Origin of the sequence: Pseudomonas sp. URIL14HWK12:I12, from assembly GCF_003097135.1 — a bacterium.
Lineage (GTDB): Bacteria > Pseudomonadota > Gammaproteobacteria > Pseudomonadales > Pseudomonadaceae > Aquipseudomonas.
The window spans coordinates 342496-367834 of sequence record NZ_QEQL01000002.1; the positions used below are offsets into that span (position 1 = coordinate 342496).

General features: G+C 63.6%; 23 protein-coding genes. 21 read left to right on the forward strand and 2 right to left on the reverse strand.

Features of this window, described 5'->3' with window-relative positions; genetic code table 11:
* Window positions 1–3 precede the first annotated feature (3 nt).
* The 6 genes from F474_RS08665 to arfB all read left to right on the forward strand — a co-directional run bounded on the left by F474_RS08665 (window position 4) and on the right by arfB (window position 5342).
* Window positions 4–633: an L-threonylcarbamoyladenylate synthase gene (locus F474_RS08665; protein ID WP_097085612.1), complete on the forward strand. Its 630-nt coding sequence runs from the start codon at window positions 4–6 to the stop codon at window positions 631–633.
* A 110-nt stretch (window positions 634–743) separates the two neighbouring features.
* Complete coding sequence (locus F474_RS08670; RefSeq protein ID WP_165830297.1) at window positions 744–1457, forward strand: ScpA family protein; 714 nt, start codon at window positions 744–746, stop codon at window positions 1455–1457.
* A 12-nt stretch (window positions 1458–1469) separates the two neighbouring features.
* A complete protein-coding gene (gene scpB / locus F474_RS08675) occupies window positions 1470–2291 on the forward strand; it encodes an SMC-Scp complex subunit ScpB (protein ID WP_097085539.1) in 822 nt (273 codons plus the stop codon).
* A gap of 83 nt (window positions 2292–2374) precedes the next feature.
* A complete protein-coding gene (gene rluB / locus F474_RS08680; RefSeq protein ID WP_097085538.1) occupies window positions 2375–3403 on the forward strand; it encodes a 23S rRNA pseudouridine(2605) synthase RluB in 1029 nt (342 codons plus the stop codon).
* Window positions 3404–3540: 137 nt separating this feature from the next.
* Window positions 3541–4923 (forward strand): amino acid permease, encoded by a 1383-nt coding sequence (locus F474_RS08685; protein WP_097085537.1) that lies wholly within the window; start codon window positions 3541–3543, stop codon window positions 4921–4923.
* A 2-nt stretch (window positions 4924–4925) separates the two neighbouring features.
* The gene (gene arfB, locus F474_RS08690) at window positions 4926–5342 is read left to right on the forward strand and encodes an alternative ribosome rescue aminoacyl-tRNA hydrolase ArfB (RefSeq protein ID WP_097085536.1); all 417 of its coding nucleotides are present in this window, start codon (window positions 4926–4928) and stop codon (window positions 5340–5342) included.
* On the opposite strand, the gene F474_RS08695 is transcribed toward arfB, so the two are convergent.
* Together F474_RS08695 and F474_RS08700 are read right to left on the reverse strand one after the other, a co-directional pair.
* Window positions 5336–6526, reverse strand: coding sequence for an MFS transporter (locus F474_RS08695; protein ID WP_097085535.1), 1191 nt, complete (start codon window positions 6524–6526; stop codon window positions 5336–5338). The two genes, arfB and F474_RS08695, sit on opposite strands and share 7 nt — an antisense overlap.
* 82 nt (window positions 6527–6608) lie before the next feature.
* Window positions 6609–11000 carry a deaminase domain-containing protein gene (locus tag F474_RS08700; RefSeq protein WP_097085534.1) on the reverse strand — a complete coding sequence of 1464 codons (4392 nt, stop codon included), beginning with the start codon at window positions 10998–11000 and terminating at the stop codon, window positions 6609–6611.
* A 219-nt stretch (window positions 11001–11219) separates the two neighbouring features.
* Between F474_RS08700 and acs the strand changes: the two genes are divergently transcribed.
* The 15 genes from acs (at window position 11220) to aruF (ending at window position 25330) form a co-directional block, all read left to right on the forward strand.
* Complete coding sequence (gene acs, locus F474_RS08705) at window positions 11220–13181, forward strand: acetate--CoA ligase (protein WP_097085533.1); 1962 nt, start codon at window positions 11220–11222, stop codon at window positions 13179–13181.
* Window positions 13182–13390: 209 nt separating this feature from the next.
* Window positions 13391–14167, forward strand: coding sequence for an ABC transporter substrate-binding protein (locus tag F474_RS08710; RefSeq protein ID WP_097085532.1), 777 nt, complete (start codon window positions 13391–13393; stop codon window positions 14165–14167).
* Between the two features lie 34 nt (window positions 14168–14201).
* Window positions 14202–14891, forward strand: a complete 690-nt coding sequence (locus F474_RS08715; RefSeq protein WP_097085531.1) for an ABC transporter permease — start codon at window positions 14202–14204, stop codon at window positions 14889–14891.
* Between the two features lie 35 nt (window positions 14892–14926).
* On the forward strand, window positions 14927–15586 hold the full coding sequence (locus tag F474_RS08720) for an ABC transporter permease (RefSeq protein WP_371916151.1): 660 nt from the start codon (window positions 14927–14929) through the stop codon (window positions 15584–15586).
* Window positions 15587–15589: 3 nt separating this feature from the next.
* Complete coding sequence (locus F474_RS08725; protein WP_097085529.1) at window positions 15590–16696, forward strand: succinylglutamate desuccinylase/aspartoacylase family protein; 1107 nt, start codon at window positions 15590–15592, stop codon at window positions 16694–16696.
* Between the two features lie 19 nt (window positions 16697–16715).
* Window positions 16716–17480 (forward strand): ABC transporter ATP-binding protein, encoded by a 765-nt coding sequence (locus tag F474_RS08730; protein WP_097085528.1) that lies wholly within the window; start codon window positions 16716–16718, stop codon window positions 17478–17480.
* A 30-nt stretch (window positions 17481–17510) separates the two neighbouring features.
* Window positions 17511–18491 carry a transcriptional regulator ArgR gene (gene argR / locus F474_RS08735; RefSeq protein WP_097085527.1) on the forward strand — a complete coding sequence of 327 codons (981 nt, stop codon included), beginning with the start codon at window positions 17511–17513 and terminating at the stop codon, window positions 18489–18491.
* A 172-nt stretch (window positions 18492–18663) separates the two neighbouring features.
* On the forward strand, window positions 18664–19089 hold the full coding sequence (locus F474_RS08740) for a YjfI family protein (protein ID WP_097085526.1): 426 nt from the start codon (window positions 18664–18666) through the stop codon (window positions 19087–19089).
* A 15-nt stretch (window positions 19090–19104) separates the two neighbouring features.
* Entirely contained in the window at window positions 19105–19803 is a 699-nt protein-coding gene (locus tag F474_RS08745) for a PspA/IM30 family protein (RefSeq protein ID WP_097085525.1), read from the forward strand.
* 51 nt (window positions 19804–19854) lie between these two features.
* Entirely contained in the window at window positions 19855–20502 is a 648-nt protein-coding gene (locus tag F474_RS08750; protein ID WP_097085524.1) for a DUF2491 family protein, read from the forward strand.
* A 13-nt stretch (window positions 20503–20515) separates the two neighbouring features.
* Window positions 20516–20941, forward strand: a complete 426-nt coding sequence (locus F474_RS08755) for a DUF350 domain-containing protein (RefSeq protein ID WP_097085523.1) — start codon at window positions 20516–20518, stop codon at window positions 20939–20941.
* A 25-nt stretch (window positions 20942–20966) separates the two neighbouring features.
* Entirely contained in the window at window positions 20967–21641 is a 675-nt protein-coding gene (locus F474_RS08760) for a DUF1190 domain-containing protein (RefSeq protein ID WP_097085522.1), read from the forward strand.
* A gap of 2 nt (window positions 21642–21643) precedes the next feature.
* Complete coding sequence (locus F474_RS08765; protein ID WP_097085521.1) at window positions 21644–22801, forward strand: glutathionylspermidine synthase family protein; 1158 nt, start codon at window positions 21644–21646, stop codon at window positions 22799–22801.
* A gap of 236 nt (window positions 22802–23037) precedes the next feature.
* Window positions 23038–24258, forward strand: a complete 1221-nt coding sequence (locus F474_RS08770) for an aspartate aminotransferase family protein (protein ID WP_097085520.1) — start codon at window positions 23038–23040, stop codon at window positions 24256–24258.
* A 52-nt stretch (window positions 24259–24310) separates the two neighbouring features.
* Entirely contained in the window at window positions 24311–25330 is a 1020-nt protein-coding gene (gene aruF, locus F474_RS08775; RefSeq protein WP_097085519.1) for an arginine/ornithine succinyltransferase subunit alpha, read from the forward strand.
* Window positions 25331–25339 lie beyond the last annotated feature (9 nt).

The window sequence follows — 25339 nt, forward strand, 5'->3', positions numbered from 1 at the left end:
ACGGTGAGCCAGTTCTTCCAGATTCATCCGCAAAACCCCCAAGCGCGGCTGATCAAGCAGGCCGTGGACATCATCCGCCGTGGCGGGGTGGTGGTGTACCCCACCGATTCCTCCTACGCCATTGGCTGCCGTGTGGGTGAAAAATCGGCAGTGGAGCGTGTGCGGCGGCTGCGCCAGATCGACGATCGCCACAACTTCACCCTGCTGTGCCGCGACCTTTCGCAACTGGGCTTGTTCGCCAAGGTCGACACCGGCCAGTTCCGGCTGCTCAAGACCTACACGCCGGGGCCCTATACGTTCATTCTCAACGCCACCCGCGAGGTGCCGCGGCTGCTGCTGCACCCCAAGCGGCGAACCATCGGCGTACGCGTGCCGGCGCACCCGATCGCGCTGGCGCTGCTCGAGGAGCTGGGCGAGCCGTTGATGAGCGTGAGCCTGGTATTGCCAGGCGACGCCGAGCCCTTGAACGACCCCGAACAGATGCGTGAGCGCCTGGAGCACCACGTCGACCTGATCATCGACGGCGGTGCCGGCGGCCATTCGGCCTCCACGGTAGTAGACATGACCGCCGACGACCCGCAGGTGGTGCGTGTGGGCTGTGGTGACCCGGCGCCCTTCGGAGCCCCGGCATGACCGAGCTCGAGGCCGTGCCGCTCACGGCCCCGCAGCAACTGCAACTGGCGCTGGTGTACGGCGAGGCGGTCACCGAGCTGCCACAGGACCTTTACATCCCCCCTGACGCGCTGGAGGTATTTCTGGAGGCCTTCGAGGGGCCCCTTGACCTGTTGCTGTACCTGATCCGCAAACAGAACATCGACATCCTCGACATCCCGGTGGCGGAGATCACCCGCCAGTACATGAGCTACGTGGAGCTGATGAAAACCGTGCGCCTGGAGCTGGCCGCCGAATACCTGGTGATGGCAGCCATGCTCGCCGAGATCAAATCGCGGATGTTGCTTCCTCGCTCTGCCGAGGTGGAAGAAGAAGAAGGTGACCCACGCGCCGAACTGATCCGCCGCCTGCAGGAGTACGAGCGTTTCAAAAGTGCTGCCGAACAGATCGACGAGCTGCCACGGGTAGGTCGCGAGATCGTGGTGCCAAGCCTGGACGCGCCACGGGCCGTGGCCCGCAAGCTGCTGCCGGAGGTGGCGCTGCAAGAAGTGCTGCTGGCCATGGCCGATGTGCTGCGGCGCAATGATATGTTCGAAAGTCACCAGGTCAGCCGCGAGGCGCTGTCGACCCGCGAGCGCATGAGCCAGGTTCTCGAGCGGCTGCGGGGCGGGGCCTTCGTGCCCTTCATCGAGCTGTTCAGTGCCGAGGAGGGCAAGCTGGGTGTGGTGGTGACCTTCATGGCAGTTCTGGAGCTGGTGAAAGAATCGCTGATCGAACTGGTGCAGAATGAGCCCTTTGCTGCCATCCATGTGCGTACCCGCACCGAAGCCCCCACCGCCGAGTGACCCACTGCCCCGATGAACCTGAACGAGCCCCGTGAACTGGCGCCGCTGCTGGAGGCCTTCCTGCTGGCCAGCGGCAAGCCGCAAAACCTGGATCGCCTCTATGAGCTGTTCGACGAAGCCGAGCGCCCCGGGCCGACTGTTTTCAAGCGTGCGTTGGAGCTGCTGAAGAAATCCTGCGACAACCGCGCCTTCGAACTGGTGGAAGTGGCCTCCGGCTATCGCTTGCAGATTCGCGAGAAGTTCGCCCCTTGGGTGGGGCGGCTTTGGGAGGAACGCCCCCAGCGCTATTCACGCGCCTTGCTCGAGACGCTGGCACTGGTCGCCTATCGCCAGCCCATCACCCGGGGGGAAATCGAAGACGTCCGGGGGGTTGCGGTTAACAGCAATATCGTCAAGACCCTGGTGGAGCGCGAGTGGATTCGCGTGGTGGGGTATCGGGACGTGCCCGGCCGCCCTGCAATGTTCGCCACCACCAAGGCGTTTCTCGACCATTTCAATCTGAAGAGCTTGGAAGACCTGCCACCGCTGGCCGAACTGCGCGAGCTGGAGCCACAGCTGGTGCCGGAGGAAGGCGATGAGGATGCGCCGGTGCCTGCCCATTTGCAGGCGCTGGCCGATGCAAGCCTTGCGCTGGAAGGCGAGGAGGTCGAGGGGCAAGCCGGGGGCGAGGCCCGCGAGCATACGAGCTTTCGCACACTGTTGGCTGAGCTCGACACCATGGAGCAGGGCATCAAGACCGACTTCGATGACCTGCTGCGCCCTGCACCCGAAACCGACCCGGAGCCTGCCAGTGATGCGCCGGCCGACGACCGGCCCGACGAACCTGCGCAATAAGGCCACAATCAGGATGCGCAGGCGTTGTTCGCAGCGTATGATGCGCGCCCCTTTACAGCTCACACACCGGGAGGTGCTCACTCATGGCTGAACAGCATTCCGACGACGCCGTCGTCATCCCGCCTTCGGGCGAAAAACTGCAAAAAGTACTGGCCCGTATCGGCGTCGGCTCACGCCGTGACGTCGAGGCATGGATCAGCGAAGGCCGTATCAAGGTCAATGGCGTGGTCGCCAACCTGGGCCAGCGCGTCGATTCGCTCGATGCCATCAGCGTCGACGGCCAGTTGATCAAGCGCGAAAAGGCCACCGAGCACGTGCGCCGCGTCGTGATGTACAACAAGCCTGACGGCGAGATCTGCACACGCGACGACCCCGAAGGCCGCCCGACGGTGTTCGACCGCCTGCCGCGCCCGCGCGAGGGCCGTTGGATCAACGTTGGCCGCCTCGATATCAACACCACTGGCCTGTTGATGTTCACCACCGACGGCGAGCTGGCCAACCGCCTGATGCACCCTTCCTACGAGATGGACCGCGAGTACGCGGTGCGTGTGCGTGGCGAGGTCACCGATGAAATGATCGAGCGCCTCAAGGCAGGTGTCGAACTCGAGGACGGCCCGGCCAAGTTCACCGATATCCAGGAAGCCCCGGGCGGCGACGGCTTCAACCATTGGTACCACTGCGTGGTGATGGAAGGCCGCAACCGCGAGGTGCGCCGCCTCTGGGAGTCTCAGGGTCTGGTGGTCAGCCGCCTCAAGCGTGTGCGCTTCGGCCCGGTGTTTCTGAACTCCGACCTGCCGATGGGCCGCTGGCGTGAAATGAGCCAGGGTGAGATCGACATCCTGGCTGCCGAAGTGGGCCTCAAGCCGGTGGCGCTGCCGTCGCAGCCCGGTCGCGACAAGGAAAAGCTGGAGCGCCTGCAGCGCAAGGCGTCGCGGCCGTTGGGCCGTGGTGAGCGGGTTCGCCAACTGCGCCCGGCCCATGAAGGCGGCGAGCGCAAGGCCGCGGAAGGCAAGCCGGCAGCTGGCAAGGCTGCACCTCGCAAGCCTCGGGGTTCACAAGTGGCAGAACGCCCGAGTGATGTGCGCGGTAAGCGCAAACCGCCGCGCGGCTGATCGAAGCACCTTGCACCACCCTTGTTGAACCCTGCCCGGCCGCGTTGTGTAAACTGCGCGGCCGGCGCATTTTGCGCCTTCTGACGGCACCGCTGCAGCCGGCGCCAAAGGCTTGAATCCCCATAGGCGACACCCTTGTGAGTTCACAACCTTCTTCCTCGGGCGGCTTGCAGCGCAGCCTGAAAAACCGCCACATCCAGCTCATCGCTCTGGGCGGCGCCATCGGCACCGGCCTGTTCCTGGGCTCGGCCGGCGTGCTCGAAAGCGCTGGCCCGTCGATGATCCTCGGCTACGCCCTGTGTGGCGTGATTGCGTTCCTGATCCTGCGCCAGTTGGGCGAAATGATCGTCGAGGAGCCCGTCGCCGGCTCCTTTAGCCATTTCGCGCACAAATACGGCGGCGCCTTCCCAGGCTTTCTTGCGGGCTGGAATTGCTGGCTGCTGTATACGCTGGTGGGCATGAGCGAGCTCACCGCCGTGGGTAAATACATCCAGTTCTGGTGGCCTGAGGTGCCTACCTGGGTATCGGCAGCGGGTTTTTTCGTCCTGATCACGGCGATCAACCTGGCCAACGTCAAGGTGTTTGGCGAAGCGGAGTTCTGGTTTGCCATCATCAAGGTGGTGGCGGTGGTGGGCATGATCGGGCTGGGCGCCTGGTTGCTGCTCAGCGGCCACGGCGGCGAGCAGGCGTCTGTGAGCAACCTCTGGGCTTATGGCGGTTTCTTCCCCCATGGGCTGGCCGGGCTGGTGATGGCCCTGGCGTTCATCATGTTTTCCTTCGGTGGCCTTGAGATGCTCGGGTTCACTGCTGCCGAGGCCGACCAGCCGCGGCAGGTGATCCCCAAAGCGATCAACCAGGTGATCTGGCGCATCCTGATCTTCTACATCGGCTCGCTGGCGATCCTGCTCTCACTCACGCCCTGGAATGCGTTGGTCGAAACCCTCACTGCCAATGGCGACAGCTACGGCAGCAGCCCCTTCGTGCAGGTCTTCTCGATGTTGGGCAGCAGCAACGCTGCCCATCTGCTCAATTTCGTGGTGCTTACCGCAGCGCTATCGGTCTACAACAGCGGCACCTACTGCAATGGGCGCATGCTGGTGGGCATGGCCGCCCAGGGCGATGCGCCGCGGGCCTTGGGCTTGATCGACGCGCGTGGCGTGCCGGTGCTGGCGATCCTGGCGAGCGCGACGGTGACTGCATTCACCGTCGCGCTGAACTACTTCGTGCCGCACGATGCCCTGGAATTGTTGATGAGCCTGGTGGTGGCCACGCTCGTGATCAACTGGGCGATGATCGCACTGTCGCACCTGGCGTTTCGCCGAGCGCTGCGCCGTGAGCCGGGTTGGAAACCTTTGTTCCCTGCACTGTTCTACCCCTGGGGTAATTACCTGGTGCTGGCTTTCGTGGTGTTGATACTGGTGATCATGCTGATGATCGACGGTATCCGGGTGTCGGCCTATGCGATGCCGGTGTGGGTAACGGCGATGTATATCATTCACAGGGTGAGGCACAGGGCCTGAATATGGCGGTAGAAATCTCGAGCCTGGTGAGCATTCCCGACCATGAGATTCAGTGGTCGGCGATTCGCGCCCAGGGGGCGGGCGGGCAGAATGTGAACAAAGTCTCCAGTGCCGTGCACCTGCGCTTCGACATTCAGGCGTCCAGCCTGCCGCCCTTCTACAAGGAGCGGCTGCTTGCGCTGCGCGACAGCCGCATCACCGAAGACGGTGTCGTGGTGATCAAGGCGCAGCAGTTCCGCACCCAGGAAAAGAACCTTGCCGACGCCCAGGCACGTTTGCGCGAGTTGGTGGTTGCGGCGGCTGTGGTGCAGAAAAAGCGCCGGCCTACCCAGCCCACCCGGGCCTCGAAGGCCCGCCGGCTCGATGGCAAGAGCCGGCGGGGCGACGTCAAGGCTGGGCGGGGCAAGGTCGACTATTGAGCGTGAGCCCGCAGCGCCTGGCGATAGAGCAATATGCAGACACCCAGGCCAAGCGCCGAGGCCATTGCCGAGAACAGGAATATCGACACGAAGCCGAAGTGGGAAGCCACCGCGCCTGCCAGGGGGCCGGTGATGCCCAATGAGAGGTCGATGAACAGCGAATAGGCCCCGACTGCGGCCCCCCGGCTGGACGCGGGCACCAGGTTCACTGCTTCGACGCCGATGGCCGGGAACACCAACGAGAAGCCGAAGCCTGTCAGGGCGGCGCCGAGCATCGCCAACTGCACGTCAGGTGCCAGCCACAACAGCAACAGGCCAAGGGTTTCAACGCTCAAGCAGGCCATGGCCACGCGAAAACCGCCCAGGCGATTGATCATGTTGCCGAACAGCAGCCGTGCGCAGATGAAGCAACCGCCAAAAAGGGTCAGGCACAGCGCGGGGTTGGGCCACTGCTTGCTGCCGAAATAGAGGGTGATGAAGGTTGCGATGCTGCCAAAGCCGACGCCGCCGAGCGCCAGCCCCATGCCGTGGGGGAACACCCGCCCCAGCACATGGAGAAACGGTAGCCGCTCGCCTGAAACGATAGGTGCACCCACCCGCCGCCAAGCCAGTGCAAGGCCGGCAGCGCTGACCAGCAGGATGCTCAGGCCTATGCTCCAGATGCCCATGTGCTCGGCCAGCACCACGCCCAGCGGTGCACCAATGGCCAGTGCGCCATAGCTGGCGATGCCGTTCCAGGAAATCACCCGGGCGGTGTGCGCCGCGCCCAACTGGCCGATTGCCCAGCCTATGGCGCCGGAGCCGACCAGGCTTTCAGCCCCACCCAACGCAACTCGCCCGACGAACAGGCAACCCAGGCTCCAGGCCGGCCATTGCTGTAGCAGCGCGGCCAACAACATGAACAGGCCACTGCCGGCGCAGCCGAAAAGCCCGTAGATCACCGCTTTCTTGCAGCCTCTGTTGTCGATCACGCGGCTGGCGAAGGGGCGGCTGACCAGCGTTGCCAGGTATTGGACGCTGATGACCAAGCCTGCCAGCACAGCACCGTAGCCCAGCGTCGAGTGCACGAAGCCTGGCAGCACGGCCAGGGGGATACCGATATTCAGGTAGCCGGCGAAGGTGAACAGCACGATCGACATCACTCGCAGGGTGACCGAGAGTGACGTTGCATGGGTGTCGGGCATGAGCGGTTCCAGTAGACGCGTAAGCCGCCCATGATAGCGCCGCTTGGCTGCACATGCTGCAGCCAAGCGGCCGGGGGGCTGGTTAGCCGTAAGGGATAAGCCAGCTAATGCTGAATTGTGCCTCTGGGTAATCCAAACGCAGCCGTGGCAGTACGAAGCCGCCGCAGGAGCGACAGGTGTCGAACAGGGAGAAGACATCGATCGATTGCACCTGATCGGCAGACAGGAGCAGGTCGCGGTTGATCACACTGGCGATCATGCGCTCGGAGTCCAGGCCCCGGCTGTGATCATGTGGCCGGAAATCGGGGGCCCCGCGTAGCACAGGCAGTTCGGTGAAGCGCGTGTCTGGCGGCAGGTCGGTCATGATTGCTCGAGCATCGATGTAGGCAGTGCCGGCTTGCGCATTGGGTGCAATCACCAACGCGCGGTGCGCACGGCCGCCTGAAAGGGCGTAGTAAACGCGTTGCTCGCCATTGCGCAAGACCACCTTGGCATAGGCCAGGTTAGCCCCGCCCAAGTGCAGGCGCAGCGCTTCGACGACCTCTTGAGTCGCTATGCGCTCGGGTGTGAGCACGGGGAGCGCTGGCAGCCGCACGCGGCCGGTGACCGGCAGTAGGCGGGTCAACGTCTCGATATGTTGTTGTTGGGCCAGTGGTGGCCGCGCCGTCAAAATTGCCCAGTCAGGGATTATCGAACGCACCAGCCCCGTCAGCCGCCTGCCAGAGGAGCCCACCAGAATGTCCTGCTCGATGCCACGTGCCAGTATGTTTTGTGCACATTGCACAAGGTCGGCCTGGTTGAGCTCCATCAGATCATCCAGCGCGATCGTCGGATCGCCATGGTGAATCGCTCGGCGGTGAAGAATCCAGTCGGCCAGCAAGGTGGTGATGTTCGAAATGTCCGAGTCCAACGTGCTGCGCGTGGCGACAACTCGGTAAGTTTCGCTTGCATCCAGATAGGCATTGATCAGCTCAGTGTCTCTGGTGCGGCTTAGTCGTAGGGGGCCGTACTGTTCCACCGTCGCGGATGGGCCGTTTGCGAGCGCGTCCACGCGGCTGCTGTACCACGCAGGTTCTCGGTAGGAAGTGGCGTAGAAGACACCGGTGTCAGCTTCTACCACCAGCTGTGGCTGGGTGTGCTTGTTCACGATCAACGCTCGCAGGGTGCGGCGGTCCCGGATGCCTTGGACGAAGCTGCCTAGGCGAACCACTGGGCAGTCGCGGGCGAAGGCCTGAAGGGTCGATACAGGGACCGACGCCTGCAGGCCAAACTCGAATTCGCTCGTTAAATGCAGGTCAAGCTGGTCCCGGTAGCGAATCGCCCCCGGCAGGTTGAGCCTGACGGGCGCTTGCCCCGGTGCAATGGCTTCGAGTTTCTTGCCTTGGATGCTGGCCGGGCGGTGGCCTTTGGCGGGTACCACATGGTCCACGTAGCTCACCAGCCGATTGTCGATCACGAACACCTGGCCCAGCAGATGTTCGTTGATATCACCACTGCGGTAGTACGCCGGCACGGTTTCGATGCGCCTGGCCATGAAGGCGCGGCTGAGCTTCTGGCCGGTAAACGGTAGATCGTAAGCCACCGGCTTGAGATGAAAGCAAAGCGCCAGCGAGGCTGAAGAAGGATGAGCCGGGTAGGGCAACGGGCCCGGCTCAGGCATTTGATAAGGTGAGGTCGTCGCGCCTGGCAGATCATTGTGATCGACCCTGACTGCCCTTCCTTCGGCTTGGCCGTAGCGGTAGCGGTAGGGCCGGTTATTCACGAGCAGGTCGGCGACGCCATCGCCACGAAAGATCTGGCGGGGTGGGGGCATGCCCTGGACCACAACCGTGGGTTCGTTGTAGGGAGTGGGGCGCAGGGCGAATGCTCCGGGTGTTAATCCAGGCCTTGCATTGGACTGCGTGCTGACCCACCCACCTCCTGTGTGCTGCACGTGTTCCAGTGCCGGCCCATAAGGCATTGCCGCGCTGCTTTCGATCAGCCGTGCGGGCGTGCCCTGCTGTATTTCCTGCAGGTGGCCATCCACCAGGGCTTGGGCCGCGACGTTCGGTTGCGGCGTACCGACCACTCGCCGCAAGGCGCGGTATGAATGGGGAATGGGGGCAGTGGGTTGAGCGGCGGCCCAGGCGCTGTGAATGCGTGCAATGTCTCGGTAGCGCGTGGCTTTGAAAGCGGCGCCGGCGGCGAGCAACCGGTGGCCGGCCTTGATCGATGCGCTGGCCGCCCTGACCGCAGCACCGAGGCCCGTCACTCCGTCGAAGGCACACGACGCGGCATCGCCCGCTGTCTGGACGTCGAAGCAACTGGCTAAAGGGACCGTGGCCTTGATCAGTGACCAGGCATATTCGGCATTGGAACGGCTGCGTTGGCGCTCCAGCGCCAGTTCGGTCGGTGTCAGGCCGCGAGCTACCGCACGCAACGAGGCTTGATTGGCCAATGCGACATGCTGCCCGTAGAGCGCTTCGAGCGCGGCGCTTGTGCCGTCGCCGGCCAACGGGGTCGCATGGCACAGCCTGGGAAAGTCAGCCGCCCGATAGGGCAGAGGATGCCCCAGGTACTCGACCGGCGAACTTTCGTTGAGGTGATGTAGCAGTAGATCTGACTGTGAGCACGTCTCGGGACAATCGAGCGTTTGTTCGGCGCTGAGCGTGAAGTAGCGGAACGCCAGCTTTTCGGGAAACAACTCGTATACATGCTGCGCCGTTGTATCGGCCAGGTGTACCAGCACCCCGTCGGTGGCCGTCACGTATTCCCACATCTCCTCCGGGGAGTCGCCGAAGCCGGGAGCCGGGCCTTCGCGCCGATAATGGGGCCACGCCAGTGCATAGGCGGTGCCAGGAAGCGTTTTCAGGCGCTGCGCGTGTGCCGAGGGCATCAGGGCCAGCAGCCGCTTGATCGCACTTTCGAACACACCGCGCGCTTCGAGCAGGTAAGCGTCGAACTGGGCATCGAACCACGGGTTGATATCGCCCAGGACCTGCCTTGACGGCGCTGCCAGCTCGAAGGGGCCGCTGCTTTCCAGATAGCGGCGGGTAAGATCAGGCAATTGATCACCTGTGACGCCGGCCGCGAGCAGGCGCCGGGCCGCTTCCTGAACGCGGTCGGGCGGGAAGGCCAGCCGTTCCAGGGTCAACGCTTGAAGCAGGTGCTGTTCGGCAAAGTGCTGCGGGTCGTCGAGTTGCGGGTCGTCCGGGTCTATCACTTGGTTGATGAGGGCCCATTCCCAAGCAACCTCGCTGAACCGCTTCGGGTCGCACGCAGCCGGCTCGCCATCCGCCATCGCCTGCTCCATGGCACTCATGGCGGCGGCGAAGCTCAAGGGCTTGTCACTGCCCAGCAGTGCTTGGGTGCCCAGACGCAGTGATACCCACTGCAGGTCCGGGCGGTGGGCCCATTGCTCCGGGGCGTCATCGATGAGTAATTCAGGTGCCAGGCTCCTGAGCAACAAGTGCATCGCCACCTGTGCCTGCACAAGGCGGCAGCCCAGCCTGTCGAGGATATGGTTAGTGAGGTCGATTCGGATTTCCCGGAAGCTGACGGGTTGGTAGTCGCCGGGGAAGAGTTCAAAACCCATGATCTGCCCAGGCTTGCGATCGGCTATCGGGTAGAGCGTTTCTACGATCGATTGCACCCCCAAGGCGCGGTTGGCGGGCCATGCCTGGGCCTCTACCGACCACCCCGCCTGGCCGGCCAAGCGCTCGGCCCAACGCTCGAACGCCGGCGAGCACAACAGTGCGTCTACCGCCTGGTGTTCGTAGCCGGGCGGCAGCGCAGGGTCCACCCGGCGCTCACCGGCACTAAAAGGCTGGATACCGGCGCGCCTTTCAGCTGCAGTCAGTGGTCGCAAATAAGACGCGACCCCGTAGGTGTCGATGTCCAGAGCGTTCAAAAGCGCCTTGGCGGTGTGAAGCGGTTCACCCAGGATAAAAGCCACCAACGGGGGCAGATCGAGCGTGTCGGCCACATCCAGTGAGTAGTTGGCCGCAGGTGGTGCCTGGGTGGTGGCCCGCTCGAGCAGCAAAGCGGCCACTGCGAACGCGGGCCTGGGCGAATACCGTCGGAACCATCCCGGCATCATCGGGGCCAGCAGTTGGGCCAGGTAAGCGATGCGATAGCCCGAGGTGGCTGCAGCCGACGCGGCCAGCTGGTCCAGCCAAGGCCTGGTGCTTTGGGGGAAAAGAGACGTACATAAATGCCTGGCGAGGGTTTTCCGGTCGGCAAGTGTCAGGGGCGTTCCTGCCGGCAGGTTGAACGTCGTGATCAGATGGTCGGCCGCGGAAGTTGCTGCCAACGCGGCCTCAGTGGCCGTCGAAACAGCGGTGTCATTGAGCGCAGGGGGGAACTTCTGCTCGGGCGGGAACAGGATATCGAGGTGTACCAAGAGTGTTTCGAGGTCGTCGCGCAGGGAAAGGCTGGGGGGATGCGTGACCGTAAGGTGCATTTCTTCCAGATTGATCTGTGGATGTGTCGGCATATCCAGGCTCCAGGTGCGGGCGGTTTCGCCCCAGGGCCGCAAATCGTGCCGTGCCGCAGCGGTTTGTTTGTATTACATGAATAGCGCTGTTTGTTTGCCGTAGTGGGATATTGGCTATGATCGAAGGTTCATAAGACCATGGTCGAATGGCTCGCCAGCGATTGACTCCGCTAAAAACGAAACCATACAAAAACAATGATTGCCCCGAGGTGTAAAGCGATGACTGCGGCTTCCCTGTATCCCGTACCTCCCGAGGTGGCCAAGAACACCCTCACCGACGAGGCGGCCTACAAGGCCATGTATCAACAGTCGGTGATCAACCCGGACGGCTTCTGGCGCGACCAGGCCAAGCGCCTTGACTGGATCAAGCCGTTCACCAAGGTCAAGCAGACCTCTTTCGACGATCACCACGTCGACATCAAATGGTTCGCTGACGGCACTCTGAACGTGGCCTATAACTGCCTCGACCGCCACTTGGCCGAGCGGGGTGACCAGGTGGCGATCATCTGGGAAGGCGACGACCCAAGCGAAAGCCGCAACATCACCTACCGTGAGCTTCACGAAGAAGTATGCAAGTTCGCCAACGCCCTGCGCGGGCAGGATGTGCACCGCGGCGACGTCGTCACCATCTACATGCCAATGATTCCCCAGGCCGTGGTCGCCATGTTGGCCTGTGCCCGGATCGGCGCCATCCATTCGGTAGTCTTCGGCGGGTTCTCTCCCGAAGCCTTGGCCGGGCGCATCATCGACTGCGGCTCGAAGGTGGTCATCACCGCCGACGAGGGCGTGCGCGGCGGCCGCAAGATCCCGCTCAAGGCCAACGTTGACAAGGCCCTGACCAACCCCGATACCTTTACCGTGCAGCAGGTCATCGTTTGCCGGCGCACCGGTGGCGAGATCGAGTGGAACCGCCACCGCGACATCTGGTACCACGCGTTGCTCGAAGTGGCGTCTTCCACCTGCGCACCCAAGGAGATGGGCGCCGAGGAAGCGCTGTTCATCCTCTACACCTCCGGCTCCACCGGCAAACCCAAGGGCGTGCTGCACACCACAGGTGGCTACCTGCTGTATGCCGCGCTCACCCATGAGCGGGTCTTCGACTACCGCCCAGGCGAGGTGTACTGGTGCACCGCCGACGTGGGCTGGGTGACCGGGCACAGCTATATCGTCTACGGCCCCCTGGCCAATGGCGCCACCACCTTGCTGTTCGAAGGGGTCCCCAACTACCCCGACATCACCCGCGTGGCGCAGGTGGTCGACAAACACAAGGTCAACATCCTCTACACTGCCCCGACTGCAGTGCGTGCGATGATGGCCGAGGGTGACGCGGCCGTACGGGGCGCCGATGGCTCCAGCCTGCGCTTGTTGGGCTCGGTCGGCGAGCCGATCAACCCTGAAGCCTGGGGCTGGTACTACAAAACCGTGGGCAAGGAGCGTTGCCCGATCGTCGACACCTGGTGGCAGACCGAAACCGGCGGCATCCTGATCAGCCCGCTGCCGGGTGCCACTGCGCTCAAGCCCGGCTCGGCGACCCGCCCGTTCTTCGGCGTGGTACCGGCGCTGGTGGACAACTTGGGCAACATCATCGAGGGCGCTGCCGAAGGCAACCTGGTGATTCTGGACTCCTGGCCAGGCCAGTCGCGCTCGCTGTACGGTGACCATGACCGCTTCGTCGACACTTATTTCAAAACCTTCCGGGGCATGTACTTCACCGGCGACGGCGCACGCCGAGACGAAGATGGCTATTACTGGATCACCGGCCGGGTCGATGACGTACTCAATGTCTCCGGGCACCGCATGGGCACGGCCGAGATCGAAAGCGCCATGGTCGCCCACCCGAAGGTCGCCGAGGCTGCAGTGGTTGGCGTGCCGCATGACCTCAAGGGTCAGGGCATCTATGTGTACGTGACCCTCAACGGTGGCGAAGAGCCCAACGAGGCGCTGCGTATGGAGCTTAAAAACTGGGTACGCAAGGAAATCGGCCCGATTGCCTCGCCGGATGTGATCCAGTGGGCGCCAGGGCTGCCGAAAACCCGCTCGGGCAAGATCATGCGGCGTATCCTGCGAAAGATCGCCACGGGCGAGTACGACGCGCTCGGGGACATCTCCACACTGGCCGACCCTGGGGTGGTGCAACACCTGATCGATACCCACAAACAGATGAGCAAAGCCTCGGCCTGAGCCTTGGCACCACTAGCGCAGGCCCACGCACCTGGTCAATAGGAGCGTGGGCTTCGATTTAGTGCTCTGTAACAAGTTGTCGCTTAAACGCAATATGTTGTCGCCTCTCCGCCGCTAAAATGCGCCCCTTTCGCGGGCAACCCCGCCCCTGATTACCTTGCCCAGCCAATGCCCTTGGCTGGCGCGTTCTGCCTTTCTGGAGTGTTCCGATGAAAAAGCTCGCCCTGCTGGGCGCCTTGGCGCTGTCCGTCCTGTCGTTCGGCGTTTCTGCCGCTGACCGCCCGCTGCGAATCGGTATCGAAGCCGCGTACCCACCCTTCGCCTCCAAGACGCCCGATGGGCAGATCACCGGTTTTGACTACGACATCGGCAACGCCCTGTGCAAGCAGATGAACACCCAGTGCCAGTGGGTAGAAATGGAATTCGACGGCCTGATCCCGGCGCTGAAGGTACGCAAGATCGATGCGATCCTGTCGTCGATGTCGATTACCGACGATCGCAAGAAGTCCGTGGATTTCACGAACAAGTACTACAGCACTCCGGCTCGCTTGGTAATGAAGGAGGGCGCGACCGTAGGCGATGACCTCGCGGGCCTGGCCGGCAAAAAGGTTGGGGTGCAGCGCGGCTCGATTCACGAGCGTTTCGCCCGCGAAGTGCTGGCGCCCAAGGGGGTTGAAGTAGCGCCCTACAGCTCGCAAAACGAAATCTACCTGGACCTGGCCGCCGGTCGCATCGACGGCACCCTGGCCGACGCTACCCTGCTGCAGGATGGTTTCCTGAAAACCGACGCCGGCAAGGGCTTCGCCTTTGCAGGCCCGGCCTTCACCGACCCGCAGTACTTCGGCGACGGTGTGGGCATTGCCGTGCGCAAGGGCAGCAAAGAGCAGCTCGAGGCCCTCAACAGCGCCCTGGAGGCCATCCGCGCCAACGGCACCTACAAGCAGATCCAGGACAAGTACTTCGATTTCGACATCTACGGCCAGTGACCGCCATGTCGATGGGCTTTGAAGGTGTGCGGCCATGCTGAGTGGTTATGGGGCATTGATCGTCGAGGGCGTGGGGCTGACGCTGCAGTTGGCGCTGGCCTCGATGGCACTGGCGATCGCATTGGGCCTGCTGGGCGCCGCGCTGCGGCTTTCACCGATCCGGCCATTGGCCTGGCTGGGCGATGTGTATTCCACGGTGATACGGGGTATACCCGACCTGGTACTGATCCTGTTGATCTTCTACGGCGGCCAGGACCTGCTCAACCGGGTTGCGCCGATGCTCGGCCATGACGACTACATCGATCTCGATCCGCTGGCCTGCGGCATCTTCACCCTGGGCTTCATTTTTGGCGCTTACCTCTGCGAAACCTTCCGCGGTGCCTTCCTGGCGATTCCCGCCGGCCAGGCCGAAGCGGGCGTGGCCTATGGCATGCGCCCTATGCAGGTGTTCTTTCGGGTGCTGGTACCGCAGATGATTCGCCTTGCGCTGCCGGGCTTCACCAACAACTGGCTGGTACTGACCAAGGCCACTGCACTGGTCAGCGTGGTCGGCCTGCAGGACATGATGTTCAAGGCCAAGCAGGCAGCCGATGCCACCCGCCAGCCCTTTACCTTCTATCTGACGGTAGCGGCACTGTACCTGGTGATTACCAGCGTCTCGCTGCTGCTGCTCAAATGGGTCGAGCGGCGCTACAGCCATGGCGTGAAGGAGGTGAGCCTGTGATCTTCGACTACACCATTGTGTGGGCGAGCCTGCCGATGTATTTGGCCGGGCTGCTCGAAACCCTCAAGCTGCTGGCAATCGCGCTGGCATTCGGGTTGCTGGTAGCGCTACCGCTGGCATTGATGCGGGTGTCGTCTCGCCGCTGGGTGAACCTGCCAGCCTGGTGCTACACCTACGTGATCCGCGGCACACCGATGTTGGTGCAGCTGTTTCTGATCTATTACGGCCTGGCGCAGTTCGAGGCGGTACGCCAGAGCGTCCTGTGGCCGTGGCTGTCGAGTGCGACCTTCTGTGCCTGCCTTGCCTTTGCCATCAACACCAGTGCCTACACCGCCGAAATCATCGCGGGCAGCCTGCGTGCGACACCGCCTGGCGAGGTGGAGGCGGCCAGGGCCATGGGCATGTCGCCGGCCACGATGTACCGGCGTATTCTGCTGCCCTCGGCGCTGCGCCGTGCGCTGCCGCAGTACAGCAACGAGGTCATCATGATGCTGCAAACCACCAGCCTGGCCTCGATCGTCACGCTGATGGACCTCACTGGTGCGGCACGGGCAGTGAACGCGCAGTACTACCTGCCGTTCGAAGCCTATGTGACCGCCGGTGCCTTCTACCTGGCCTTGACGCTGCTGCTCGTGCGGCTGTTTCGCCTGGCCGAGCGCCGCTGGCTGGCTTACCTTTCTCCGCGCAGGGGCTGAACCATGCAACGAATCGATCACCGCCTGCCCTGGAGCAGCCTGGGTACCGAGCGCACTTTGAGTGTGTTCCGCTTTGGCCAGGGCGAGCGCAAGGCCTACATCCAGGCCAGCTTGCATGCCGACGAGCTCCCGGGCATGCGTACGGCCTGGTCGCTGAAGCGGCAGTTGGCCGAGCTCGAAGGGCAGCAGCGTCTGCTGGGCACCGTCGAGCTGGTGCCTGTGGCCAACCCGCTGGGCCTTGGCCAGTTACTCCAAGGGGTGCACCAAGGGCGTTTCGAGCAGGGCAGTGGGCGCAATTTCAATCGGGATTTCGTCGAGCTCTCCGCGCCGGTGGCCGACCTGCTGGAAGGGCGCCTGGGCGACGACCCACGTGCCAACACCCAGTTGATCCGCCAAGCCATGCGTGAGCACCTGGCGAGCCTGCGTGCGCCTAGCAGTGCGCTTGAAGGGTTGCAGCGCCTGCTGCTCAGCCATGCCTGCGACGCCGACATCGTGCTCGATCTGCACTGCGACGCCGAGGCCGCCCTGCACATGTACGCCTTGCCGCAGCACTGGCCGCAATGGCGCTCGCTGGCCGCTCACTTGGGAATGGCGGTTGGCCTGCTGGCCGAGGACTCCGGCGGCAGCAGCTTCGACGAGGCTTGTTCGCTACCCTGGCTGCGGCTGTCTCGCCATTTCGACCATGTGCCGCTAGCGTGCCTGGCGACCACCCTCGAATTGGGCGGGCAGGCCGATACCGCGCCTGGCCAGGCAGACGCTCACGCGCGTGGCATTCTCGCGTTTCTCACCGAGCAGGGGCTGATTGCCGGTGATGCACCTGCGGCGGCCGGGCCAGCGTGTGAAGGGCTGCCATTTGCCGGTACTCAATTGTATTACCCACCCCATGCCGGGGTCGTCAGCTACCTGAGCCAGCCGGGTGCCCATGTGCAGCCAGGCGATGCGCTGTTCGAAGTGGTCGACCCACTTGCCGACCGGGCCACAGTAGTGCGCTCGACCATCCCCGGGGTGCTGTTCGCCGTGGAGCGGCTGCGCTACGCACAGCCTGGCGTTTGGCTGGCCAAGGTGGCGGGCGCGCAGCCGTTGCGTGAAGGGCGGCTGCTCAGTGACTGAATCGACGGATAACAACCCTATGTACAAGCTTCAGGTCCGGGACCTGCACAAGCGCTTCGGCGATAACGAAGTGCTCAAGGGCGTCTCGCTCGCGGCCGGGGCCGGCGATGTGATCAGCATCATCGGCTCCAGTGGTTCGGGCAAGAGCACTTTCCTGCGTTGCATCAACCTGCTGGAGCAGCCCCACGCCGGCAGCATCAGCCTCAATGGCGAGGCGCTCAGGCTGGCGCCGGGCAAGGATGGCTCGCTGCGGGCAGTTGATCGGGGCCAGTTGCAGCGCATGCGCTCGCGGCTGTCGATGGTGTTCCAGCATTTCAACCTGTGGGCCCACATGAGTGCACTTGAAAACGTCATGGAGGCGCCCGTACAGGTGCTGGGCGTAAGCAAGGCCGAGGCCAGAGAACGCGCCGAGCATTACCTGGGCCGGGTGGGCGTTGCCCATCGCAAGGCCGCCTACCCTGCGCACATGTCCGGTGGTGAGCAGCAGCGTGTAGCAATTGCCCGTGCGTTGGCCATGGAGCCTGAAGTGATGCTGTTCGACGAACCCACCTCCGCGTTGGACCCAGAGCTGGTCGGCGATGTGCTCGGGGTGATGCAGTCGCTGGCCCGCGAAGGGCGCACCATGGTGGTTGTGACCCACGAGATGGGGTTCGCGCGGGAAGTCTCCAATCAGTTGATCTTCCTGCACCAGGGCCTGATCGAAGAGCAGGGCGCACCTCGCGAGGTATTGAGCGACCCGAAATCGGCGCGGCTGCGCCAATTTCTTTCCGGTAGTCTTAAATAGTCGGCTTCAGCCAGTGAGCGTAATCGCCCCATGACCCCTCAGCGAATCGGTTTTCTTATCTGGCCCGGCACCAGGCCCATGACCCTGGCCCTGGCCGAAGAAGCGCTGGAGGTCGCGGGCAGGGTGCATCCGGATGTGTCGTATGAGCTGTCGTTCTTCCAGGCGCAGCAGCCCGCAGCAGCGGCCTGGCAGCTGCCTGGTGGGCCGTGGGCCGGTGCGCTGGAGGGCTGCCAGCGGCTGTTTCTGGTGGCCGACGAACCACCCCAAGCCTTGCCGTCGGCGCTGGGCACTGCGCTCAAGCAGCTGGCGCGCGGCGGTTGCGTAATGGGCGCGCTTGGCGCCGGGATCTACCCGCTGGCCCAGTTGGGCCTGCTCGATGGCTACAGGGCAGCGGTGCATTGGCGTTGGCAGGACGACTTCGCTGAGCGTTTTCCCAAGGTCATCGGCACCAGCCACTTGTTCGATTGCGATCGCGACCGTTTGAGCGCCTGCGGTGGCATTGCCGTGCTCGATCTCATGCTGGCGATGCTCGCGCGTGACCACGGCAACGAGCTCGCTGGCGCAGTTTCTGAAGAGCTGGTGGTGGAGCGCATCCGCGAAGGGGGCGAGCGCCAGCGCATTCCTCTGCAGAATCGACTGGGCTCCAGCCACCCCAAACTGACCCAGGCGGTGGTGTTGATGGAGGCCAATATCGAGGAGCCGCTCACAACCGACGAAATCGCCCAGCATGTATGCGTATCCCGGCGGCAGCTCGAGCGGATCTTCAAGCAATACCTGAACCGCGTGCCAAGCCAGTACTACCTGGAGCTGCGTTTGAACAAGGCACGGCAGATGCTATTGCAGACCAGCAAGTCGATCATCCAGATCGGCCTGTCGTGCGGCTTCTCTTCCGGCCCGCATTTCTCCAGCGCCTATCGAAATTTCTTCGGTGCGACCCCCCGCGAGGATCGCAACCAGCGCCGCGGCGGCAGCCCGTTCGAGCTCGCATCGGCCCCGGCAGAGCGTGGCTGACCAATCTTGTCATGATTTTCCGTCAGGAAAAGCCAGCCCTCGATAGCGTCGAGCTTTTCAGGCACACCGCAGCACTGTAGTTTGCGCGCACAAGGAAAGGGTTCTCGAACACCGTTAACCCGCCATTCCAGCCAGGCGCCCTCACGCGCCATCGCAGAAGAAAGGAGTGCTCATGAGCGACACCTCAGTGTGGTCCATCACCTCGCTGCACCAAGCCTTGCAACAACACGAACGGGTGACCAGCGGCGCCTTGGCGCTTGCTCTGCAGGAGGGCCCGGCGCCAGTGCTGCGGCTCAACCTTCATGGCTTCGCCCTGGAGCTGGCCATCTCGGGCGATCAGGTACTGGTCGACGGCCTGCTGGTGGAAGCGAGCAAGGTCAACGACCGCGCCGCCTTCAATGACACCGTACTGCGCAGCCGCGAGCTGTTCCCGCTCTCGTCGGTGTGCATCGAGCAGGTCGGCGGCACTGCCTATTACGGCCTGTTCGGTGCCCTGAGCGCTGAATCGCCGCTGCCGGTGATCGTGCACGAAATCGATACCCTCGCCGAAAACCTGGTACGTGCCAGCGAAGCGTTCGCCGACCATTTCACTGCCTGACCGGAGCCAACTTTCATGAGTATCTGGAAAAAAATCATCACTGCCGTACGGGGCGGCGTGTCCGAAGCCGGTGAGGCAATCGTCGACGCCAATGCCATTCGCATTCTCGAGCAGGAGCAGCGTGACGCCGAGGCTGCGCTGCTGAAAGCGCGCAACGGGCTGGTCGACATCAAGGCGCGGCACAAGCTGTCGCAACAGCGCCTCGAGGCGCTGAACAACGACATCGCCAACTGGGAAGGCAAGGCCATGGCCGCGCTCGACAAGGGCGAAGAAGCCCTGGCCACCGAATGCGCCGCCAAGGTTGCCGAGATCGAAGGCCAGCGCAATCAGGAACAGGTACTGGCCGACCAGTTCGGGCAACAGGCCAATGCATTGCAGGCCCAACTGAGCAAGGCTGAGGCACAGATCAAGGGCCTCAAGCAGCAGGTTGAGATGGCCAAGGCCCGGGAAAGCGTGCAGCAGGCTAGGGTCGCCACCGCAACGGCGACCGGCGGCGCGAATGGCAAGCTGGAAACGGCGGTCGACTCCCTGGCCCGCATCAAGCAGCGCCAGGATGAACGCGATGCCAAGCTCGAGGCCGCCGAAGAGCTGGCCAATGCAGCCAACGGCGGCGACCTCGAGCGGCGCCTGCAACAGGCTGGCATCGGCGCTTCGGCCACCAGCGGCGCCGACGTGCTGGCCCGGCTCAAGGCCAAGCAGAACCCACAGCAGTAACCCGGTGCGGTGCGAGCCCAGGCTTGCGCCGCCTTATCGAGGAGCGAGGCCATGGGCCTGATCAAACGTATGCTGGGGCTGGAAGCACCCGTTGCAAAGGGTGCGCCCCAGGCCAGGGCTGAAGGGCCCCTGGGCCTGGACATCGGGCGCATGCCAAGCCTGTCGCCGTCGCTGGCAAGCCTGCTTGACGGCCATTCCTATGTCGTGGTCCCCGGCGACGAAAAGATCTGCGCCCGCGGCAGCATCGAACTGGGCCAGGGCAGCCGCCTGTTGCGCTATTACCTGGACGACGAAGACTACTACCTGCAAGTGGTCATGGGCGGTGCGGGCAACGAGGCTATCGACGAGGTGCAACTGTTCGGTTACTTCAGTGCGCTGAATGTGACCAGCAAGGCAGAGCTGCAGCGCCTGACTGCCAATATCGGCTTGCCGACGCTTGAGCACGAAGGCGAAAGCTTCGAGCGGCAGTGGGGGAGTGAAATGGGGTTGGCCGAACTGGTACCCTTGCACGAATCGGTCACCAGCCCCGAGGCCAGCTACACGGTCAAACACCACGCGATGCTTTATGCGCGCGAAATCGGCCTGGTCAACCGCAAGGAATACCTGCTGTTTTCCGTCGAGGAAGACGAGCAGGGCAACGTCAGCCTCACCACGGCGGTGGGGGTGACCCTGCAACTGCCTGACCTTCAGGTTCTCTGACAAGGACATCTCCATGCTCGACGCACTCGCCCTGTCGCTCAATGCCACGGCCGTGTTTGGCTTCATCGTCTACATCGCTGTCGCGGCGGTGCTCTTCGCCCTGTTCCAGTTCATCTACACCCGCATCACGCCGCACCGTGAGTTCGCATTGATTCGCGACAACAACGTGGCCGCGGCGGTGGCACTGGGTGGCTCGCTGGTAGGCTTTGCGCTGCCGGCAAGCAACATCATCGCCTACAGCGTGAGCGTGCTCGATTTCACAGTGTGGGTGCTGATCGCGGCGCTGGTACAACTGCTGGCGTTCGGTGCCACCAGCCTGGTAGTCAAAGGGTTGTCGGCACGTATCGCCCGTGGTGAGCTGGCGGCGGCCATCTATTCGGCGGCGGTGGCGATCAGCATTGGCTTGCTCAATTCGGCCTGCATGACGCCGGCGGCCTGAGCCTGCCTCGCACAAGGAGAAAGCGATGAGAAACCGAAGCTGCGCGACCCTCGTGCTGGTGGGTGCGCTGCCCCTGGCCCTGGCCGGCTGTGACGACTCGGTGAACGTCACCGCGCGCAAGGATTTCAAAACCGTGCAGGAGTGTGTGGACGCCAAGGTGCCGGTCGACGTGTGCTCCACCGCGTACATGCACGCGCTGGACGATCACCGCAAGATCGCCCCCACCTACGACGATCAGGCAGCCTGTGAGGAAGACTTCGTCCCCGGCTACTGCCAGCTGACCTCCGGTGGCAAGTACGTCCCGCGGCTCGGCGGCTTCGAATTGGCAATGTCGGGCGACGTACCTCGCCAGGCCGCCGAACAGGCGCGCTCGCAGGGGGAGAGCGGCAACGGGCTGTTGACCGGGCTGTTGCTGGGCCAGATGCTCGGCGGCGGTAACCGCTATTACTCCGAGCCCATCTACGACATGCGCAACCGGGCGGGCGGGTACTCGACCTCAACCCTGTCGCGCCAAGCGGACAATGGCCAGACCTTCAGCCGCTCGACCCAGGCGCGAAGCACTGGCAGCTACGTGCCCCCGACGCTCGGGCGCAATGAATCTGTCGGCTCGGCGGTGTCCCGCGGCGGCTTTGGCAGCTCGGCCACGGCACGCAGCGGGTGGGGCAGCGCCACTCGAGGCGGCTTCAGCTCTGGCGGTTGAGCATGAAAAAGGTTCCGATCGCCGAGCGCCCGGGCTGGCAGGCGCGAGTTGAAGCGCAGGGCTTCGGCTTTCATACCTTCGACGGCGAGCGTTACTGGGATGAGCGCGCTTACTACCGTTTCAGCGAACGCCAGGTGACTCAGGATCTGGAAGCGCCCACTCGCGCCCTGCACCAGATGTGCCTGGAGGTCGTTGACCGCGTGGTGCAGAGCGAGCAATTACTCACCGAGCTTGCCATCCCTTCGGCCTTCCATGACCTGGTGTGCGATTCCTGGCGCCGGGCCGAGCCGCATCTGTACGGGCGGTTCGATTTTTCCTACTGTGGCAACGGGCCGGCCAAGCTGCTGGAGGCTAACTACGACACGCCTACCTCACTGCTCGAAGCCGGCGCCATCCAACTGCTTTGGCTGGAAGAGCAGATCGCCCGCGGCGAGCTGCCGGCGCATGCCAACCAGTTCAACACCCTCGCCGAAGACCTGGTCAGGGCCCTGGCGACGTTCGGCACTGCTAGCCCCTGGTGGTTCTCCGCGATCGCGGGCTCCAGCGAAGACCGCGGCACGACCGACTTCTTGCGGCGCATGGCCGCGCACGCCGGCATAGATGCGCGGCATATCGACTTGCAGGATATCGGCCTGGATGCCCAAGGGCGCTTCATCGACCTTTCGGGCGAGCCGATTACCCGGCTGTTCAAGCTGCACGCCTGGGAGCACATCTTCGAGGAGCCGTTCGGCGAGGCGGTCGCTGGCAGCGGTACCCAATTCGTCGAGCCGGCCTGGAAGGCGATCATCAGCAACAAGGGCATCCTGCCCCTGCTGTGGCGCTTTTTCGAAGGGCACCCGAACCTGTTGCCGGCGTTCGTCGACCCAGCGCCCGGCGAGCCAGTGAAGCAGGGCTGGGTGCGCAAGCCTTTCTTCTCCCGCGAGGGCGCCAACATCGAGCTGTGCACCGAGCAAGGCCAACGCGTGGCCGAAAGCGGGCCCTACACGGATGCGCCCTATATTCTCCAGGCCATGGCGCCGCTGCCGCGCTTCGGCGATAGCTACACGCTCATAGGCGCCTGGGTGGTGGGTGATGTACCGGCGGGTATCGGCATCCGCGAGGACGACAGCCTCATCACCAAGGACAGCAGCCGTTTCCTGCCACATGTGGTGCTGGATTGAGCGGTGGCGGACAAAGAGGGCTTCCCTTGAAATCCCCCGTTTCAAAACGCCCTTGGCAACGTTTAAACTACGCATTCACGTAGGTTTATGTCGCCTGGGTATAAGCTTCGTGGGGTGGTGGGTTCAGGTTGTAACAAGTTGTCGCCTGGCGACAAGGCCACTGCCCGCCCAGTCCTTACACTTTCTTCCCCAACCGCCACCCCTGCAGGGTGCGCGTTTCGCTTCAGGAGACTGCAATGTCCGTTGAGCACCCCGTGGTGCAGCGCACCGATTTCGATCACGTCATCGTGCCTACCTATGCCCCAGCCGGTTTCATTCCCGTGCGAGGGGCCGGTTCCCGTGTGTGGGACCAGGCAGGCCGAGAACTGATCGACTTCTCCGGCGGCATCGCAGTCAACGTGCTGGGGCATGCTCATCCGGTGCTGGTCAAGGCCCTCACCGAACAGGCGCACAAGGTGTGGCACGTCTCCAATGTGTTCACCAACGAGCCAACCTTGCGCCTGGCCAAGAAGCTGGTGGCGGGGACCTTCGCTGATCGGGTGTTTTTCACCAACTCCGGCGCCGAGGCCAACGAGGCTGCCTTCAAGCTGGCACGGCGTGTTGCCCACGATCGCTTCGGGCCTGAGAAGAACGAAATCATCGCCTGCCTCAACAGTTTTCACGGGCGCACGCTGTTCACCGTGAGCGTGGGCGGCCAGGCCAAGTATTCGGACGGTTTCGGGCCGAAGATCGAAGGCATCACCCATGTGCCCTACAACGACCTCGCAGCGCTTGAAGCGGCCATCTCCGAGAAAACCTGCGCTGTGGTGATCGAGCCGATCCAAGGGGAGGGCGGGGTGCTGCCGGCCGACCAGGCTTATCTCGAAGGTGCCCGGGCGCTGTGCGATGCGCACAATGCGCTGCTGGTGTTTGACGAGGTGCAGAGTGGCATGGGGCGCACCGGCAAGCTGTTCGCCTACATGAATTACGGCGTGGTGCCGGACATCCTTTCCAGCGCCAAGAGCCTGGGCGGGGGCTTCCCGATCGGTGCGATGCTCACCCGTGAAGCACTGGCCAAGCACTTCAGCGTAGGCGTGCACGGCACCACCTATGGCGGCAACCCGCTGGCTTGCGCGGTGGCCGAGGCGGTGGTTGATGTGGTCAACACCCCGCACGTGCTTGAAGGCGTGACGGCGCGTGCGGAGCGTTTCAACGTGCGCCTGCGTGGGATCGGCGAGCGTTATGGCGTTTTCAGCCAAGTTCGCGGCAAGGGCCTGCTGATTGGCTGTGTGCTCACCGACGCCTGGAAGGGCAAGGCAGGCGAGTTCTTCAAGATGGCCGAGAAGCATGACCTGATGATCCTGCAAGCAGGCCCGGATGTGGTGCGGTTCGCGCCAAGCCTGGTGATCGACAACGCGGACATCGACGAAGGCCTGGACCGCTTCGAACGTGCCGTGGCGGAACTGACCGGGGCTTGAGCCCCAGGCGGGGGTACCCCCGGCCTGTAACCTGTTTTCTAGGAGTGGCACGATGCTGGTGATGCGCCCTGCGCAAATGGCTGACCTTCAAGAGGTTCAGCGGCTGGCCGCCGATAGCCCCATCGGCGTCACTTCCCTGCCCAACGACGCTCAGCGGCTGGCCGATAAGATCGCAGCCTCGGAGTCGTCGTTCGCGGCCGAGGTGATGTTCAACGGCGAAGAAACCTACTTCTTCGTGCTCGAAGATCTCAGCACGTCTCGGCTGATGGGCTGCTCAGCCATCGTTGCGTCGGCTGGGTACAGCGAGCCGTTTTACAGCTTTCGCAACGAAACCTTCGTGCATGCCTCGCGGGAGCTGGCGATCCATAACAAGATCCACGTGCTTTCGCCCTGCCACGACCTGACCGGCAACAGCCTGTTAACCAGCTTCTATGTGGTGCCTGAGCTGGTGCGCAGCGCGTGGGCTGAGCTCAATTCCCGCGCGCGGTTGCTGTTCATGGCAGCGCACCCGGAGCGCTTCGCCGACTCGGTGGTTACCGAAATCGTCGGCTACAGCGATGAAAACGGCGACTCGCCCTTCTGGGATGCAGTGGGGCGTAATTTTTTCAACATCAGCTATGCCGAGGCCGAACGGCTGTGCGGGCTCAACAACCGTACCTTCATCGCCGAGCTGATGCCGCACTATCCCATCTACGTACCCTTGCTGCCCGATACCGCGCAGGAGGCCATGGGCCAAGTGCACCCGCGTGCGCAGGTGACCTTCGACATCCTGATGCGTGAGGGTTTCGAAACCGACCACTACATCGATATTTTCGACGGCGGCCCCACCCTCAATGCCCGGGTATCAGGCATCCGCTCCATCGGCCAGAGCCGCTTGGTGGCCGTGCGCCTGGGCGAGGGGGAGCCCAGCCACGGGCGGCCCTACCTGCTGAGCAACGAGCAGCTGCAGGGCTACCGGGCCGTGATGCTGACCCTGGACTGGGCCCCTGGCCAGCCGCTGACGCTGAGCGCGGCCCAGGCTCAGGCGCTGAATGTAAGCGACGGCGCCAGTGTGCGCCTGATACCGGTTTGAGACCCTCGC

Bases quoted from the DNA above. Each gene is read 5' to 3' on its own strand.
- F474_RS08710 (WP_097085532.1), top strand. From the start codon at position 13,391: ATGAAAAAGCTCGCCCTGCTGGGCGCCTTGGCGCTGTCCGTCCTGTCG.
- F474_RS08765 (WP_097085521.1), top strand. From the start codon at position 21,644: ATGAAAAAGGTTCCGATCGCCGAGCGCCCGGGCTGGCAGGCGCGAGTT.
- rluB (WP_097085538.1), top strand. From the start codon at position 2,375: ATGGCTGAACAGCATTCCGACGACGCCGTCGTCATCCCGCCTTCGGGC.
- F474_RS08755 (WP_097085523.1), top strand. From the start codon at position 20,516: ATGCTCGACGCACTCGCCCTGTCGCTCAATGCCACGGCCGTGTTTGGC.
- F474_RS08700 (WP_097085534.1), bottom strand. From the start codon at position 11,000: ATGCCGACACATCCACAGATCAATCTGGAAGAAATGCACCTTACGGTC.
- F474_RS08770 (WP_097085520.1), top strand. From the start codon at position 23,038: ATGTCCGTTGAGCACCCCGTGGTGCAGCGCACCGATTTCGATCACGTC.
- F474_RS08745 (WP_097085525.1), top strand. From the start codon at position 19,105: ATGAGTATCTGGAAAAAAATCATCACTGCCGTACGGGGCGGCGTGTCC.
- argR (WP_097085527.1), top strand. From the start codon at position 17,511: ATGACCCCTCAGCGAATCGGTTTTCTTATCTGGCCCGGCACCAGGCCC.
- F474_RS08740 (WP_097085526.1), top strand. From the start codon at position 18,664: ATGAGCGACACCTCAGTGTGGTCCATCACCTCGCTGCACCAAGCCTTG.
- F474_RS08695 (WP_097085535.1), bottom strand. From the start codon at position 6,526: ATGCCCGACACCCATGCAACGTCACTCTCGGTCACCCTGCGAGTGATG.
- scpB (WP_097085539.1), top strand. From the start codon at position 1,470: ATGAACCTGAACGAGCCCCGTGAACTGGCGCCGCTGCTGGAGGCCTTC.
- F474_RS08760 (WP_097085522.1), top strand. From the start codon at position 20,967: ATGAGAAACCGAAGCTGCGCGACCCTCGTGCTGGTGGGTGCGCTGCCC.
- aruF (WP_097085519.1), top strand. From the start codon at position 24,311: ATGCTGGTGATGCGCCCTGCGCAAATGGCTGACCTTCAAGAGGTTCAG.
- F474_RS08725 (WP_097085529.1), top strand. From the start codon at position 15,590: ATGCAACGAATCGATCACCGCCTGCCCTGGAGCAGCCTGGGTACCGAG.
- F474_RS08730 (WP_097085528.1), top strand. From the start codon at position 16,716: ATGTACAAGCTTCAGGTCCGGGACCTGCACAAGCGCTTCGGCGATAAC.
- F474_RS08750 (WP_097085524.1), top strand. From the start codon at position 19,855: ATGGGCCTGATCAAACGTATGCTGGGGCTGGAAGCACCCGTTGCAAAG.
- F474_RS08720 (WP_371916151.1), top strand. From the start codon at position 14,927: ATGTATTTGGCCGGGCTGCTCGAAACCCTCAAGCTGCTGGCAATCGCG.
- arfB (WP_097085536.1), top strand. From the start codon at position 4,926: ATGGCGGTAGAAATCTCGAGCCTGGTGAGCATTCCCGACCATGAGATT.
- acs (WP_097085533.1), top strand. From the start codon at position 11,220: ATGACTGCGGCTTCCCTGTATCCCGTACCTCCCGAGGTGGCCAAGAAC.
- F474_RS08715 (WP_097085531.1), top strand. From the start codon at position 14,202: ATGCTGAGTGGTTATGGGGCATTGATCGTCGAGGGCGTGGGGCTGACG.